Source organism: Streptomyces sp. SID486 (genome assembly GCF_009865385.1).
Lineage (GTDB): Bacteria > Actinomycetota > Actinomycetes > Streptomycetales > Streptomycetaceae > Streptomyces.
Window position 1 is genome coordinate 20,723 of the sequence record NZ_WWJT01000114.1, and the last position, 14,623, is coordinate 35,345.

Sequence of the window (14,623 nt, forward strand, 5' to 3'; positions counted from 1 at the left end):
GGCGGGCGGTGGCCGGTCCTAAGCCTTGAGTCCTGGGTCGCCCCGTCTGAGACCATGGACGGGTGAATGAGATTCGGCGCGGCACGCTTCAGGAGCAGACCTTCTACGAGCAGGTCGGCGGGGAGGAGACCTTCCGTCGGCTCGTCCACCGTTTCTACCGGGGAGTGGCCGAGGACCCGATCCTGAAGCCGATGTACCCGGAGGAGGATCTGGGCCCGGCCGAGGAGCGGCTGACCCTGTTCCTGATGCAGTACTGGGGCGGCCCCACCACCTACAGCGACAACCGCGGCCACCCCCGGCTGCGCATGCGGCACGCGCCGTTCACCGTGGACCGTGCGGCGCACGACGCCTGGCTGCGGCACATGCGGGCGGCCGTGGACGAGCTGGCGCTGTCCGAGGAGCACGAGCGGACGCTGTGGAACTACCTGACGTACGCCGCCGCCTCGATGGTGAACACCCCGGACTGACGGGCCCTCACCGAAGCCCGGATCCCGGTCACCCGCGCCGTTCCGCGGTCACGAGCTGCGGGGACCGGCCGGCGGCGGGACGGCACGTCGGTCGCTTCGGGTCGCGGTGGGACGTCGGTCACGTCGGGTCGCGGTGGGACGTCGGTCACTTCGGGTCGCGGTGGAACGTCGAGGCCGACCAGAAGTAACCGAGCACCGCGAGCCCAAGGCACCAGGCGACGGCGAGCCACCCGTTGTGGCCGATCCCGCTGCCCAGCAGCAGGCCCCGAAGGGTCTCGATGGCGGGGCTGAACGGCTGGTACTCCGCGACCGGCCGGATCCAGCCCGGCATCGCGTGGACCGGGACGAAGGCGCTGGAGAGCAGCGGCAGCAGAATCATCGGCATCGCGTTGTTGCTGGCGGCCTCGGCGTTCGGGCTGATCAGGCCCATGCCGACGGCGACCCAGGTGAGCGCCGTCGCGAAGAGCACGAGGAGCCCGAACGCGGCGAACCACTCCAGGACGGTGGCGTCCGCGGAGCGGAACCCGATGGCCACGGCGACGAGGCCGACGAGGACCACGCTCAGGACCGACTGCAGCACACTGCCGAGGACGTGCCCGACGAGCACGGAGCCGCGGTGGATGGCCATCGTGCGGAAGCGGGCGATGATGCCCTCGGTCATGTCGTTGGACACGGAGACCGCGGTGCCGACCACGGTGCTGCCGATGGTCATCAGCAGCAGTCCGGGGACGATGTAGGCGATGTACTCGGACCGGTCCGGTGCGCCACCGCCGATGCCCGCGCTCATGGTGTCGCCGAAGACGTAGACGAAGAGCAGCAGCAGCATGACCGGGGTGAGCAGCAAATTCAGGGTGAGCGACGGGTAGCGCCGGGCGTGCAGCAGGTTGCGCCGCAGCATCGTCGACGAGTCGCGTACGGCGAGGGAGAGGGAGCTGCTCATCGTCGGGCCTCCTTGGGCTGACTGGACTGACCCGGCAGGCCGGGCTGACCGGGCTGACCCGGCAGGCCGGGCTGACCGGGCTGACCGGGCTGACCGGGCTGACCGGGCAGGCTCGGCGGGCCGGACCGCCGGCCGGGGCCGGTGAGGGCGAAGAAGACGTCGTCGAGGTCGGGGGTGTGCACGCTCAGCTCGTCGGCCTCGATGCCGGCGGAGTCCAGCCGGTCCAGGATCGACCGCAGTTCGCGTTGTCCGCCCTCGCCGGGGATCTGCAGGGCGAGGGACTCGTCGTCCCGGGTGGCCTCCCGCAGGGCGCGGGCGGCGGACCGGTAGGCGGCCGGGTCGGCGAAGCGGAGCCGGACGTGCCCGCCGGGGATGAGCCGTTTCAGTTCCTCGGCGGTGCCCTCCGCCGCGATCCTGCCGTCGTTCAGCACGGCGATGCGGTCGGCGAGTTCGTCCGCCTCCTCCAGGTACTGGGTGGTGAGGAAGACGGTGACGCCGCCGGTGACGAGTTCGCGGACGATCTGCCACATGGTGTGCCGCGAGCGGGGGTCGAGGCCGGTGGTCGGCTCGTCGAGGAAGATGATCCGCGGGTCGCCGACCAGGGTCATGGCGATGTCCAGGCGGCGCTTCATGCCGCCGGAGTAGGTGGCGGCCGGCTTCTTCGCCGCCTCGGCCAGGCCGAACCGCTCCAGCAGCTCCGCGGCGACCCGCCGCCCCTCGCGCCGGGGCAGGTGGTGCAGGTCCGCCATGAGGAGCATGTTCTCCTCGCCGGTGATCAGGCCGTCGACGGCGGAGAACTGGCCGGTGACGCCGATGGCGGCGCGCACGGCCTGCGGGTCGGTGGCCAGGTCGTGGCCGCCGACGCGCAGGTCCCCGGCGTCGGCGGTGACGAGGGTGGAGAGGATCTTGACGGCGGTGGTCTTGCCGGCACCGTTCGGTCCGAGCAGGGAGAAGATCGTTCCTTGCGGCACGGCCAGGTCGACGCCGTCGAGGACGACCTTGTCGCCGTAGGACTTGCGCAGCCCGTTCGCCGCGATCGCCAGGTCGGTCATGGGGGTACTCCCTTTCCCAGGCTGCTTACAGGCTGCGGGCGGTGATGTCGCCGTAGGCGGTGGTGGCGTGGATGTTCAGTGCGGCGGCGCCGTCGGTGTTCAGCAGTGCGTTGTGGATCCGGCCGTAGGAGGTGCCGGCGTCCAGGGACGCGGAGACCCCGCGGGCGGCGCCGGCCGAGATCCCGCCGTGCTCGGTGCGCAGCGTGACCGTGCCGCGCACGGCCTCGGTGACGCTGATGTCGCCCTTCTGGGTGCTGATCTCCGCGGGGCCGCCCAGGCGGCCGACCGTGATGTCACCGGCGAGCAGGGTGAGGCGGGCGCCGTCGGTCTCGTCGAGCTTGACGGTGCCCTGCGCGCCCTCGAAGGTGACGTCGCCGAGCCGGCCGACGCCCCGGAACTCGGCGCTGGCCGCCTTCGCCTCGACGCGGGAACCGGCGGGGAGCTGGATGGTCACCTCCACGGCCCCGGACGGACCGAGGATCTGGTTCTTCGCCGACACCCCGATCCGCAGGACGCCCTCGCCGTACTCGACGGTGGCCTGCTCGGCCGCCTTCACGTCACGGCCCCGGGAGGCGTCCAGGGGCAGGATCTCGACCGTGGCGTCGGCCCGGTCGGCGGCGATGATCTGGATCCGTCCCGCGGGGATGTCGAGGCGGGCGGTGACGGGGGTGGTGGTGTCGAACTTCTGCATCGTGTTCTCCATGGCTCGTCGTTTCGAACAATGGAAACGCTACGTTGCATTCAAGGATGCCTCAATAACCTTGTTGCGCCATGCGGAAGTTCACGCAGCTCAGAGGCGGAAAATCGTTGCAACGGATCCGAACTTAACGCAACAGAATGCAAGACTCCGTTGCAACGGAATGAGAGTGAACGCTATGACGGCAAGGTGGACGCCACGCCGGGAAGAGAAGACGGGCCACCGGACCGGGGCCCGGACACACGGGACCGGCGCTCGGAAGGGGCCGGACCGGGGGACCCGGAAGACGCGGGCCGGCGCTCGGAAGGGACCGGACCGGGGCCCGGAAGACGCGGGCCGGCGCTCGGAAGGGACCGGACCGGGGCCCGGAAGGCACGGGACCGGCGCTCGGAAGAGGGCGGACCGGCGCCGGGGAGAAAGACGGGTGCGGGTCAGCGCACGCTGAGGCCGAAGGCGCCGAGCCCCGACGGGCGCACGGCCACCGAGCCGTACGGCGTACGCAGCCGCAGCCACGCCCCCGAGGAGAACAGCCCGGCGCCCCCGGAGCCGGTGCCCGGCCGCAGGAAGCCCAGTGACTGAGCCGCGTGCACGGCCCGGACGGGCAGCCGGGTGCCCTTGATCTCCCGGGACCAGATGTCCCGCCCGATCCGGTCCAGCGCCGCGCGGGTACGCCCCTCTGGGCCCAACTCCTCGGTGCGGGAGCGGAATTCGGCGACGGCCGCGGCGACGGTGGCACGCAGCGCGTCCGGTGCGGGCAGCCCGGACTCGGCCTGCCAGCCGGTGCGCGGCGGCAGCACACCGGCCCACGGCGGTCCCGTGACCGCGCCCGGGACGGCGGCGGTGACCGCGCGCTCGTCCACGGACTCCAGGAACTCACCGGCGGAGACGGTCACGTCGAGAGTGACGTCGAGGCCGTTCTCGTACGGCTTGGCCAGCCGCACCGCGCGGACGGCCAGAACCTCGAAGGACGGCGGCCGGCCGAAGACGGCGAGGGCGGTACCGGCCGCCTGCAGTCGCACCGCCGCTCCACGGTCGTAGTGGAGCAGCCGGGAGAGGAAGGCGGCGAGGTCCGCCGCCTCCGTCTCGTCGGCCAGGTGCAGCACCGTCATGCGGCGACGGCCTCCTCGTCGGCCGCGTCCGTGTACCGCTGGAGGAACTCGCGCTCCTCCGGGGTGATCCGGCGCGGCCGCTGGGTCTCGAAGTCGAACGGCACGATGACCGTCGAGGCCCGCACGTAGACCGACTCGTCGTCCTTCACCTCGTAGGAGACGGTGAAGGACGCGGCCTTGATCGCGGTGATCCACAGCTCGATGCCCACGGGTGTCGGCCGGTGGACGAGCTGCCGCTTGTAGTCGATCTCATGGCGCGCGACCACGGACCCCTGCTTGGACTCCTTGCCCCGCAGGGACAGGAAGTCGATGCGGGCCTCCTCCAGGTAGCGGAGGAAGACCGCGTTGTTGACGTGGCCGTAGGCGTCCATGTCCGACCAGCGCAGTGGGCAGCGGTAGAGGTGCCGCAAGATCGATCAGCCCCGGGTCAGCTTCTTGTAGGTCGCACGGTGCGGACGGGCCGCGTCCGCACCGAGGCGCTCGATCTTGTTCTTCTCGTACGACTCGAAGTTGCCCTCGAACCAGAACCACCGCGACTCGCCCTCGTAGGCGAGGATGTGCGTGGCGACCCGGTCGAGGAACCACCGGTCGTGGGAGACGACGACGGCGCAGCCGGGGAAGTCCAGCAGCGCGTTCTCCAGGCTGGAGAGGGTCTCGACGTCGAGGTCGTTGGTCGGCTCGTCGAGGAGCAGCAGGTTGCCGCCCTGCTTCAGGGTCAGCGCCAGGTTGAGCCGGTTGCGCTCACCGCCGGAGAGCACCCCGGCCGGCTTCTGCTGGTCCGGGCCCTTGAAGCCGAAGGCCGACACGTACGCGCGGCTCGGCATCTCGACCTGGCCGACGTTGATGTAGTCGAGCCCGTCGGACACGACCTCCCACAGCGTCTTCTTCGGGTCGAGGTTGGCCCGGCTCTGGTCGACGTAGGAGATCTTGACGGTCTCGCCGACCTTGATGTCACCGGAGTCCGGCGTCTCCAGGCCCTGGATCATCTTGAACAGCGTGGTCTTGCCGGCGCCGTTCGGGCCGATGACACCGACGATGCCGTTGCGCGGCAGGGTGAAGCTCAGCCCGTCGACGAGGACCTTCTCGCCGAAGGCCTTGCTGAGCTTGTCGACCTCGACGACCACGTTGCCCAGGCGCGGGCCCGGCGGGATCTGGATCTCCTCGAAGTCCAGCTTCCGCATCTTGTCGGCCTCGGCGGCCATCTCCTCGTACCGCGCGAGACGGGCCTTGGACTTGGCCTGGCGCCCCTTGGCGTTGGAGCGGACCCACTCCAGCTCTTCCTTGAGCCGCTTCTGCCGCTTGGCGTCCTTCTGGCCCTCGACCTTGAGGCGGGCGGCCTTGGTCTCCAGGTACTTGGAGTAGTTGCCCTCGTAGCCGTGCAGGCGGCCGCGGTCCACCTCGCAGATCCAGCCGGCGACGTTGTCCAGGAAGTACCGGTCGTGGGTGACCGCCACGACGGTGCCCGGGTACTTGGCCAGGTGCTGCTCCAGCCAGTTCACGGACTCGGCGTCGAGGTGGTTGGTGGGCTCGTCGAGGAGCAGCAGGTCGGGCTGCTCCAGCAGCAGCTTGCAGAGCGCGACGCGGCGCTTCTCACCGCCGGAGAGGTTGGTGACGGGCCAGTCGCCGGGCGGGCAGCCCAGGGCGTCCATGGCCTGCTCCAGCTGGGCGTCGAGGTCCCAGGCGTTCGCGTGGTCCAGCTCCTCCTGGAGCTTGCCCATCTCGTCGAGCAGCGCGTCGGAGTAGTCGGTCGCCATCAGCTCGGCGATCTCGTTGAACCGGTCGAGCTTGCCCTTGATCTCGGCGACACCCTCCTGGACGTTCTCCAGGACGGTCTTCTCGTCGTTCAGCGGGGGCTCCTGGAGCAGGATGCCGACGCTGTAGCCGGGCGAGAGGAAGGCGTCGCCGTTGGACGGCTGCTCCAGTCCCGCCATGATCTTCAGCACGGTCGACTTACCGGCACCGTTCGGACCGACGACGCCGATCTTCGCCCCCGGCAGGAAGCTCAGGGTGACGTCGTCGAGGATCACCTTGTCGCCGTGCGCTTTGCGCGCCTTGCGCATGGTGTAAATGAACTCAGCCAAGAGAAACCGTCCGGCAGCTTGAAATCTGGCAGTGGGCAGATACACCCCATCTTGCCGTACGGCCACCCCTGGGCGGAAACCCGTTAGACCGGGGCGCTCTGACCTGGGCTTTCGCTGATGACGGCGGTGGCTCGCCTGTCACTGCCGGTCACGGTCGGTCGGCCTCGGCCACCCTCGCACGGCCCGGAGACGGCCCAGGAACGATCACTCGTCATCCGCCTGCCACTCGTCGAGCCGGACCCTCCTCACCTGATGGTTGCGTGCGTCGAGCCAGTGGACGACACCCGTGACGGCGGCCCCGAGGGCAGGCAGCTCCTTCCCGAGCGGCGCGGCCGTGATCTCGACCGGCCCCACCGCATCGGGCACACCTTCTGTACGTGTGAAGATCCGGAACGGCTGACGGCTCCCGGCCTTCCCGGTGATCCGGGTACCCCCGGGCAAGGCAGCGACGGTCGCCGCCCAGCTCCGCCGCTCCGTGCCCCTGGCCGGCACTTCAGGGCCCGTGAGCCTCGCGCGCTCATCCGTTGCCAGATCATGACGCCCCGGGCGGGTCGGCGCTTGGAAGGCGCCTGGCGAGATCACCGGCAGATCCTCCGACCCGGTGCTTCCGGGAGGTGGAGCGGGAAAGTTCCGCGCCTTCGACGGGCATCCGACACAGGAGCGGGCGACACGGGGCGGCTGAAGCCGCACGCCCGGGGTATTCGCCCGGACATGCTTGCCTTGGTCGCCTACCGCTCGTACCACGGCGCGACCACCGTGTGGGCCTTCGTCGTTGCCGTTCTCATCGTGCTGGTGGCGGGTTGGTACATCCGGCATCGCAGGTAGGTGCGACACCCGTTTCAGGGGCCGATCCGCGATGACAGCGGCCATGGATCGCTGCGGCTGTATGCCCGCACCTACTCCGTCGGGAACCGCGGCGATCCGGGGGCGTCCGCTGTCGTCGATGTCAGGCGTGGATGTCAGCTCGCCCTTCGATGCCTGTGGTCGGTCGTGTTGCTCGTTCGGGTGCGCACCTCGTGCAGGTTCCAGTCCGAATATCCAGACTTGACCTCGCGATATGTCTCCTGGTGAAGGTGAAAGAACATGCCGACGTACGTCACCTTGCTGAGCTGGACCGATCAAGGGGCCCGAAACTACAAGGACACCGCGAAGCGCGCCGAGACCTTCGGTTCAGCGGTACAGAACCTCGGGGCGAAGCTCCTGAGCATCTTCTGGACCGTAGGCCCGTACGACCTCGTGGCCATCGTCGAGGCGCCCGACGACGAAACCGCCACTGCGGCACTCCTGCAACTCGGCGGGGCGGGCAACGTCCGTTCCACGACTCTGCGGGCCTTCGATCGGGAGGAGATGGAGCACATCATCGCCAAGGCGGCCGGCTGACGATCTCTGGCCACGTCACACAGTGGGTTCTGGGCGGCCATGGCGCGGTGACCTCTTCGCCCCGAAGCAACCTGGGCGAGAGCTGGGTCCTGAACCGGCGGTCCTCGGGCCTGCGCAGATGGTCGGCAGACGTTCGGGGGCGTCCGCCGGTGTGCGTCTGGGTTGTCACTCAGTCAGACACTCCCCCGCTCAACGGTCCATGGCCAACAGGTACGTTGTCAGTGCCCGCGTCTATGGTCTCAAGCGCGCGGTCGGCTTCCGGGGGTTCCAGCTCTGAAGGGATGGCTTCATCCCCGGCCTGTCAGGGGGCGGCTCGGAGACTCGTCCGGGACCTAACCGACGGCCGGGCTTCGTCGATGGCCACGAGGTGACCTGCCAGCGCCGGCCGCGCACCCTCTCCCGGGGGCGGACGCACGCGTCGGTGGGGTCGCGGGCGGCGTTCGGGAGCCGCCCCCAGGCGACGCCGGCTGTGCCGTCGTCGAAGTCCAGACCACGCAGTGCGATCCGGCCGAGGACCTCGGCTCCTTCACAAGTGATCGCCCAGTGGCCGCCCTTCTCTTGGCCGTAAGAGATCGCCCCGCGCAGGTGTATGAGTCACCTGCCAGGAAGGCGCACAGGGTTTGGCGGACCCTCAATCGGAGCTCCTGTCCTAAGGTCGCGCCTGGTCACTTCCACCAAATCCTTTGACCAATTGAAAAGCATCTGACGCCCGCCCAGGATCTCTCTCATGAGAGTGTCCCTAAGCTCTGGAGTCATGTCAGGCTCAGATAACCGGATGCTAAGGGCGACATCCGAGGTAGCACCGGGGAGATTCTGGTGGATCGCGCGGGAAAGCTGTGACACCTCGTCTGCCCCCACCATCATCACGGCAGGCAAGGCGGAACGTACTGCCCTAGTGGCTTGCTGCATTTCATCCACGAGGACTGCCGTATCGTCAGGAACGGGATATAGCCCAACTCCTGTAGCCGCATCCGTCACGGCTACTGCGAGGTGGTACAGATCGTTTATCTTGCCGATTAGCTCGCTGTATGCCGCCCGCCGATTCTCGTACTGCCACTGCTTGTACTGATTCCGGCCCGCTAAGTGGCCGGTTACGAACGCAGTGCTGAGCGTACCGACAACACCGATACCGGCTCCTAGTAGTCCTGCGACAGCTGCATCCATTGCAGCAGTGTGCCTGATGCTGCGTGGGAGCATGCAGCAAGTACCAGCTTTCCGGGGTATAGGTCCGAGCTGCGTCGAGTGGCCTCGGGGAGCATCACATGACCCGGAGACGGCCCACGGTTGATCGTCACGGACCAGCCAGTCGACCGACCGCGGACACCTTCGATTCGGGCCGCGTGAACCTCAGCCGCCGACAGTCCGCCACGATGGTTGGCGCGCCGACCGACCACGCAGGCGTCGCCTCGCTGTACCCCTACCAGCCTCAGCCGCGCTGCCATGGCGTCGGCCAGAGCAAGCTGTGTCGGCCGAGCCGTGACGACGATGCCTGAGCCCTCAGCTCGGGAAGCTAGGGGCGTCAGGGGGAGGTTGCCGAACCGGCCTGGGGTGATGCCGTGCCGGAGCCTGGATCTCCGCCGGCCTGCTCCCCGCTGTTCCCCCGCATGATCTGGCACTGATCTGACACGGCCGCGTCGTCGAGCAGCACGGTGAGTTCCCTCAGGTCGTTCGCCACCATGGCTTGAGCGAGGCGTCCGGCGATGGCCACGACCTCTGGCCAGTTCGCTGTCAGTCGGGCGGCTTCGCTCACGAGCCCGAGCGTAGCGACCGCAGCTCGTGGAGGCGTCGGCGCTCTCGGAGCACCGCTTCAGGAGTTCGATCCGGATCGGCTCTGGCTGCCGTCATCGACCGATGCGACAGCCGCGGGCGCGGGCGAGGTCATTGCGGGCGCGGAGGGTGTCGGGGCGGTCGCCGTCCAGTGCCCTCGGGCGCCCTCGCACGCCCCGGAGACGCCCCCCAGAGAGATCGGTCGAGCGATCGGGCCGTGACCGTGGGTGTCAGGCGCCCCTGGGGACGATGCTCACCGCGCGGTAGTCGTACCCGTCCTGCTTGAAGCCGGGTGCTTCCCAGACGAGGTCGACTTCTTGCCCTGGTGACAGCGTGTGGAAGCCGGACGTCTGGATGTCGGAGTAGTGGCCGAAGCACCCTCCGGGAGTCTCGGGCGAGTCGAGCACGCCCCATCCCTCCTCGTCGCTCCACTCACGCACGGTCGCGGTCACGGTTGCGGGGACCTTACGGGTCCCTGTGCGGCGACGCATCTGTCTCTCCCCTTCCACAAGCCCACGAAGAGCCTGACCTGTTCGGACGCACACGGTGCTCCGGGGAGCACTGTGCCACCCGGAGAACGCCAACCCCTCACTGGGGCATCGGGTGAGCGGAGGGGGGACGCCGGCCGAAGGGGTGACCGGTGGGCCGGCAGGGCTGCACGCGGGGCCCTGCCGCGGTGAACTGTGCCGCGGCTAGGGTGCTTTCGCGTCCCCACCGGCCAGGAACGGACGCAGCAGCGTGAGCAGGGCGCGGGGGCGGTGCAGCGGGATGATGTGGCCGCAGTCTTCGATGACGTGTCCGGTGAGATCGTCGGCGACCGGGCGGAGCTGGCGTTCCAGTGCCGCACCGACGGGCCGGGCGCCCACCGTCATCGTCGGCACCGTCAGGCGGGCAGCAGCGACCGCCTGCTCGATCTGTACCGCGCTCTCCGGCAGCGCCCGGTAGTACGAGAACGCGCGGCTCAGCGCCTGGCGGCCGGTGTACGCGCGGACGAAGGCGTCCCGGAGGGCGGGGCGCACCCCGTCACCGAGCGTACCGGCGCGCAGAAACCAGTCGACGTAGACGGCTTCGTGGCCCTCCAGCACGGTCTCGGCAAGGCCGGGCGCGGCGGAATGGAAGCCGAACCACCACGGCGGCCCGTCGGCAAGGAATTCCTCGGCGCCGGGCAGCCTGCCCAGAAGTGCCTCCATGACGACCAGGCGCCGGACGAGACCGGGGCGGCGCAGGGCGAGGAGGAAGGCCGGCGCGGTACCCGCGTCGATGCCCACCACCGCAGCCGAGGACACGCCGAGCGTGGTGAGCAGCGCCGCGGCGTCCTCGGCCAGGGTTCCCGCGTCGTATCCGGACGCTGCCCGGCTGCTCGCGCCGAACCCGCGCAGGTCCGGCGCGATGACGCGGTAGCGGCCGGACAGGCCGGCCATGACGTCCGTCCACACTTCCCAGGTGTGCGGGAAACCGTGCAGCAGCAGGACGGCCGGCCCCGATCCGGCGAGAGCGACGTTCAGTTCGACACCGTTGACGAGGACGCGCCGCAGCTCGGGCATGGAGAGGCTCCCGGTGTGGTGAGGAACAGTGACCATGTCACGCTAAGGAACTAACCTGGCTCCTCCAAGACGGCACTTTCCCTTCAGGTGGTGAGCCGTGAGTGACCACATCGAGCCCGGCGAGCGGGGTGATGTGCTGAATCCGCTCTGCCCGACCCGCCGGCTGCTCGACCGTATCGGCACCAAGTGGACGTCGATGGCGGTCAAGGTGCTGGCGCAGGAGGCGCCGGACGAGCTCCGTTTCGCGGAACTGCGGCGCCGTGTCCCCGGCATCTCACAGAAGATGCTGTCCGTCACCCTGCGGAGTCTCGTCCGCGACGGCCTGGTCGCGCGCCGAGTGGAACCCACCGTGCCACCCGCCGTCCACTACCGGCTCACCGAGCTCGGCCTGTCCCTCGAAGGACCGCTCTCCGGCCTGCGGGTCTGGGCCGAGACACACATGCCGGAGATCGACCGCAGCAACCAGCTCGCCGACGAGTCATCCCCCGATTAGGGCGTGGACCGAACGTGCCGGTCACAGAAGTTCGTTGAGGACCGCGACAAGAACGGCCGCCTCGTGGCGGACCGCGGGCTCGCCGTACCTCGTGGCCACGGCGCGGCGCGGCGCGTTCCCAGGCGATCAGCGGTGCCTTCCGAGGCGATCGGTGGCGCACTCGCAGCTCGAGGTGCACTTCCTCCGCACCGCCTGGGCGGCAGGGTCCGACGGTGGCTGACGGCCGACGTCCCGGGTCGCGAGGCGGGTCAGTCGGTCGTCTCCGTCTCCTTGCGGCGCAGGACCACCAGGACCGCGCCGCCGATCACGACCAGGCCGATCGCCACTCCGGCGATCAGCGGGGTGATCGCGGAGCCGCCGGTCGCGGCCAGGTCGGTGGTGTCCACGGTGGTGCCGCCCACCGTGGCCGGGCTGGGCTCGTTGCGCAGCTGAGCCGTCTGCGTGGTGATCGCGCCCTGGGTCTTGCAGTCCAGGACACCGGTGAAGCGGCGGCTGAAGCCGTACGGGCCGGTGATCGTGAAGTCGTATGCCTGGTCCTCCTGGAGCGGCACGGTCACCGTGCGGGACGCGCCCGCGGGGATCGTGTGCCCGGCCCCCATCAGCTGGAAGGTGAACGGCTCGTCACCCTTGTTGACCGTGCTGATGTCCACGCCGCCCTTGGCGCAGTTCTTGCGGGCCGACACCGCCGGCACGGCTCCCTCGGCCGCCCAGCCCGCCGTCACGGTCGCGGAGACGGTGGACTCGCTGGAGCCGGCCAGGATCTGCGTCTGGCTGCGGCTCTCGGCGGCGAAGGCCCGGCCCACCGGCACGGTCGTCGACGCCTGCACGGTCAGCTGCGCGGTGCCGCCCCCTCCGTCGGCCTGCTCGGGGGCGTCGGCCGCGGGCTCGGGGACGTCGAAGAACAGCCGGCTGCCGTCCTTCGCCGAGGTGATCACCTTGCCGTTCCTGTCGACGACCCGCACCCCACTGCCGGTCATGTCCACCGGCGTGCCCACCGTCACCGCGCTCGCGTTGGTGTGCACGGTCACCGGTCCGAGCCGGTCGCCGGGCCGGCCGGAGACCGCCGGCGGGTCCAGGCTGAGCGACGCCTTCGGCTCGGCGATGCTCCGGGCGCTCTTCTCCAGGTAGTCGGCGAGCTTCTCCGCCTGCGGGTCGACGGCGTCGACCTCGGCTCCGTCGGAGTAGCGCCAGATGGCCACCTGGGTGCCGGCCGCGGCGTCCTGCTCGGTCAGCCCGCTCGTGCCGGCCTGCCGGGCGAGCGAGGCGAGGTCGTTGACCTGGGGGTAGGAGTGCTGCAGGATCCAGCGGATCCGGCCCGCGTCCTTGTTGGTGCCCAGCGAGGTGCCGCTCCAAGGCGTCTCCTGGTATCTGGCGTCCCGCTGGGTCGGGTTGTGGAGGTCGACGCAGTAGGTCTGCAGGGTGCCGCCGCCGTCCACGGACATCTCGAAGAGTCCCGCCGACACCCGCTGGTCGCCGCCGTCCCCGTGGATCACGGCCTCGCCGAAGGTCTTCAGGCCGTTGATCGTGGCCGTCGCCCCGCCCTGGGTCTGCGGGGTCTCCTCGGCCACCGCCGTACCGGCGCCGGACAGCACGCCGGCGGCCACGATGCCGGACACCGTCGTGGCGGCGGCCAGACGGTTCTTCCCGGTGGACCGGCAGAACCCAGAGAGCGCAGCAAGCACAGAATTCCCCTTCGAGCAGGACCCGTTGGACGTGGGGGACGGTCCCACCAGCAGAATCAGCAGCCCCTAGGGGCACGCCCGGCATCCTATGGATCAGCCGGAGCCCGACCCGCCGGTCGGATGATCCGATGGCCGATCCGATCCGTAATCGTTATCGCCGGGACCGTCCACAGGCCGCCCGTATCGACAAATCCACTGGTGGGCACTGGGTGTTCACGCGCTACGCACAGGACGTCCAGAGCCGGCCGGCATCCGTCCGCCGGGCGTGCGCGTCGCCTGACGTCACGTCACCACGGCTGCCGCGTCATCCTGTTGCTGAGCGGGGACGGGCTGCCCGTCCGCCGGGCGCGGTGTCTCCCAGTCCGGCTCCGGCCGGGCCGCCGACGGCGCTCCCTCCGGTTTCGCCGCGCGCTGGAAGAGCGCCGTACCGCGTGCGAGGTCGTGGCCGAGCGCCACGGCGTCGATGTCTGCGGAGGCCCACTGCTGCTGGCCGTCGCGCGCCTCCGTGCGCACCTTCAGCCGGCCCTGGACGACGACCGGCTGGCCCACCTCCACACACGCGGCCACGTTGACCGCGAGCTGGCGGTTGGCCCACACCGTGAAGAAGTTGGTGTGCCCGTCCGTCCACGCGCTCTTCTCCCGGTCCCAGTAGCGCGCGGTCACCGCGAGCCGGAACCGGGCCGACGGTCCCGCCGCCAGTTCGCGGTACACCGGCCGGGTCGCCACGTTCCCCACCACGCAGACGATGGTCTCGTTCATGTCCTCGCTCCCCTCCCCGCCCGTCCCCTTCCGGCCGGACGGACATGCGCACGGGCCCGTCCCGTACGGCTGCGTCTGCCGTGCCGGCGCGTACGACTGCCGTACGCGGCCCACACGTCCCGGCGACCGCCCGCACGCGCCCCGCCGTGTCTCCTGCCGGGACCCGGATCCGCGGTGCGATCGCCGTGACCTCAGACTGCCTCCGCCGGGCCGAGCCCGCTGAGCGCTGTGGACGGCCACCCGCCTGTGGAGAACTCCGCCACCCGCACGAGTGGCCCCCGCTCCCCACGCCCCTCGTCCACCCGGCACCGACCGCCCCTCCTCAACAGGTCACCACCGGCCGCCCCGCCCCTCCTCAACAGGTCACCACCGGCCGCCCCGCCCCTCCTCAACAGGTCACCACCGGCCGCCCCGCCCCTCCTCAACAGGTCACCACCGGCCGCCCCGCCCCTCCTCAACAGGTCACCACCGGCCGCCCCGCCCCTCCTCAACAGGTCACCACCGGCCGCCCCGCCCCTCCTCAACAGGTCACCACCGGCCGCCCCGCCCCTCCTCAACAGGTCACCACCGGCCGCCCCGCCCCTCCTCAACAGGTCACCACCGGCCGCCCCGCCCCTCCTCAACAGGTCACCACCGGCCGCCCCGCCCCTCC

The 14,623-nt window shown here is 70.2% G+C and carries 17 protein-coding genes; 3 read left to right on the plus strand and 14 right to left on the minus strand.

Annotation, left to right across the window (positions count from 1 at the left end; genetic code table 11):
* The first annotated feature begins 62 nt into the window (after positions 1 to 62).
* On the plus strand, positions 63 to 467 hold the full coding sequence (locus GT045_RS05750; protein ID WP_161288911.1) for a globin: 405 nt from the start codon (positions 63 to 65) through the stop codon (positions 465 to 467).
* Positions 468 to 612: 145 nt separating this feature from the next.
* Here the strand turns inward: GT045_RS05750 and GT045_RS05755 are convergent, their stop codons facing one another.
* From GT045_RS05755 to GT045_RS38770, 7 genes are all read right to left on the minus strand, one after another.
* On the minus strand, positions 613 to 1,407 hold the full coding sequence (locus tag GT045_RS05755) for an ABC transporter permease (protein WP_161333481.1): 795 nt from the start codon (positions 1,405 to 1,407) through the stop codon (positions 613 to 615).
* Positions 1,404 to 2,459, minus strand: a complete 1,056-nt coding sequence (locus GT045_RS05760; protein WP_161333482.1) for an ATP-binding cassette domain-containing protein — start codon at positions 2,457 to 2,459, stop codon at positions 1,404 to 1,406. Before GT045_RS05760 ends, GT045_RS05755 begins: the two co-directional genes overlap by 4 nt.
* A 25-nt stretch (positions 2,460 to 2,484) precedes the next feature.
* On the minus strand, positions 2,485 to 3,150 hold the full coding sequence (locus tag GT045_RS05765) for a DUF4097 family beta strand repeat-containing protein (RefSeq protein ID WP_161333483.1): 666 nt from the start codon (positions 3,148 to 3,150) through the stop codon (positions 2,485 to 2,487).
* A 437-nt stretch (positions 3,151 to 3,587) separates the two neighbouring features.
* Positions 3,588 to 4,265: a hypothetical protein gene (locus GT045_RS05770; protein ID WP_161333484.1), complete on the minus strand. Its 678-nt coding sequence runs from the start codon at positions 4,263 to 4,265 to the stop codon at positions 3,588 to 3,590.
* On the minus strand, positions 4,262 to 4,675 hold the full coding sequence (locus GT045_RS05775; RefSeq protein WP_161333485.1) for a thioesterase family protein: 414 nt from the start codon (positions 4,673 to 4,675) through the stop codon (positions 4,262 to 4,264). The genes GT045_RS05770 and GT045_RS05775 overlap by 4 nt, the downstream gene beginning before the upstream one ends.
* Before the next feature lie 6 nt (positions 4,676 to 4,681).
* On the minus strand, positions 4,682 to 6,346 hold the full coding sequence (gene ettA / locus GT045_RS05780; protein WP_161292169.1) for an energy-dependent translational throttle protein EttA: 1,665 nt from the start codon (positions 6,344 to 6,346) through the stop codon (positions 4,682 to 4,684).
* A 204-nt stretch (positions 6,347 to 6,550) separates the two neighbouring features.
* Entirely contained in the window at positions 6,551 to 6,712 is a 162-nt protein-coding gene (locus GT045_RS38770; protein ID WP_202527252.1) for a hypothetical protein, read from the minus strand.
* A gap of 717 nt (positions 6,713 to 7,429) precedes the next feature.
* Between GT045_RS38770 and GT045_RS05785 the strand changes: the two genes are divergently transcribed.
* The gene (locus GT045_RS05785) at positions 7,430 to 7,726 is read left to right on the plus strand and encodes a GYD domain-containing protein (protein WP_161292171.1); all 297 of its coding nucleotides are present in this window, start codon (positions 7,430 to 7,432) and stop codon (positions 7,724 to 7,726) included.
* A 594-nt stretch (positions 7,727 to 8,320) separates the two neighbouring features.
* On the opposite strand, the gene GT045_RS39485 is transcribed toward GT045_RS05785, so the two are convergent.
* The 4 genes from GT045_RS39485 to GT045_RS05795 all read right to left on the minus strand — a co-directional run bounded on the left by GT045_RS39485 (position 8,321) and on the right by GT045_RS05795 (position 11,037).
* On the minus strand, positions 8,321 to 8,890 hold the full coding sequence (locus GT045_RS39485; RefSeq protein ID WP_237538368.1) for a hypothetical protein: 570 nt from the start codon (positions 8,888 to 8,890) through the stop codon (positions 8,321 to 8,323).
* Between the two features lie 355 nt (positions 8,891 to 9,245).
* Entirely contained in the window at positions 9,246 to 9,476 is a 231-nt protein-coding gene (locus GT045_RS38775; RefSeq protein ID WP_202527254.1) for a hypothetical protein, read from the minus strand.
* 247 nt (positions 9,477 to 9,723) lie between these two features.
* Positions 9,724 to 9,984: a cold shock domain-containing protein gene (locus GT045_RS05790; RefSeq protein WP_161333486.1), complete on the minus strand. Its 261-nt coding sequence runs from the start codon at positions 9,982 to 9,984 to the stop codon at positions 9,724 to 9,726.
* Positions 9,985 to 10,185: 201 nt separating this feature from the next.
* Entirely contained in the window at positions 10,186 to 11,037 is an 852-nt protein-coding gene (locus GT045_RS05795) for an alpha/beta hydrolase (RefSeq protein ID WP_161333487.1), read from the minus strand.
* Positions 11,038 to 11,134: 97 nt separating this feature from the next.
* Between GT045_RS05795 and GT045_RS05800 the strand changes: the two genes are divergently transcribed.
* A complete protein-coding gene (locus GT045_RS05800) occupies positions 11,135 to 11,530 on the plus strand; it encodes a helix-turn-helix domain-containing protein (protein WP_161333488.1) in 396 nt (131 codons plus the stop codon).
* A gap of 248 nt (positions 11,531 to 11,778) precedes the next feature.
* Here GT045_RS05800 and GT045_RS05805 read toward each other — a convergent pair whose 3' ends face one another.
* The 3 genes from GT045_RS05805 to GT045_RS05815 all read right to left on the minus strand — a co-directional run.
* Entirely contained in the window at positions 11,779 to 13,164 is a 1,386-nt protein-coding gene (locus tag GT045_RS05805) for a Cys-Gln thioester bond-forming surface protein (protein ID WP_161333491.1), read from the minus strand.
* Positions 13,165 to 13,494: 330 nt separating this feature from the next.
* Entirely contained in the window at positions 13,495 to 13,971 is a 477-nt protein-coding gene (locus GT045_RS05810) for a single-stranded DNA-binding protein (RefSeq protein ID WP_161333489.1), read from the minus strand.
* Between the two features lie 191 nt (positions 13,972 to 14,162).
* Positions 14,163 to 14,623: hypothetical protein (locus tag GT045_RS05815; protein WP_202527256.1), on the minus strand; the 461-nt coding region annotated here is incomplete at its 5' end.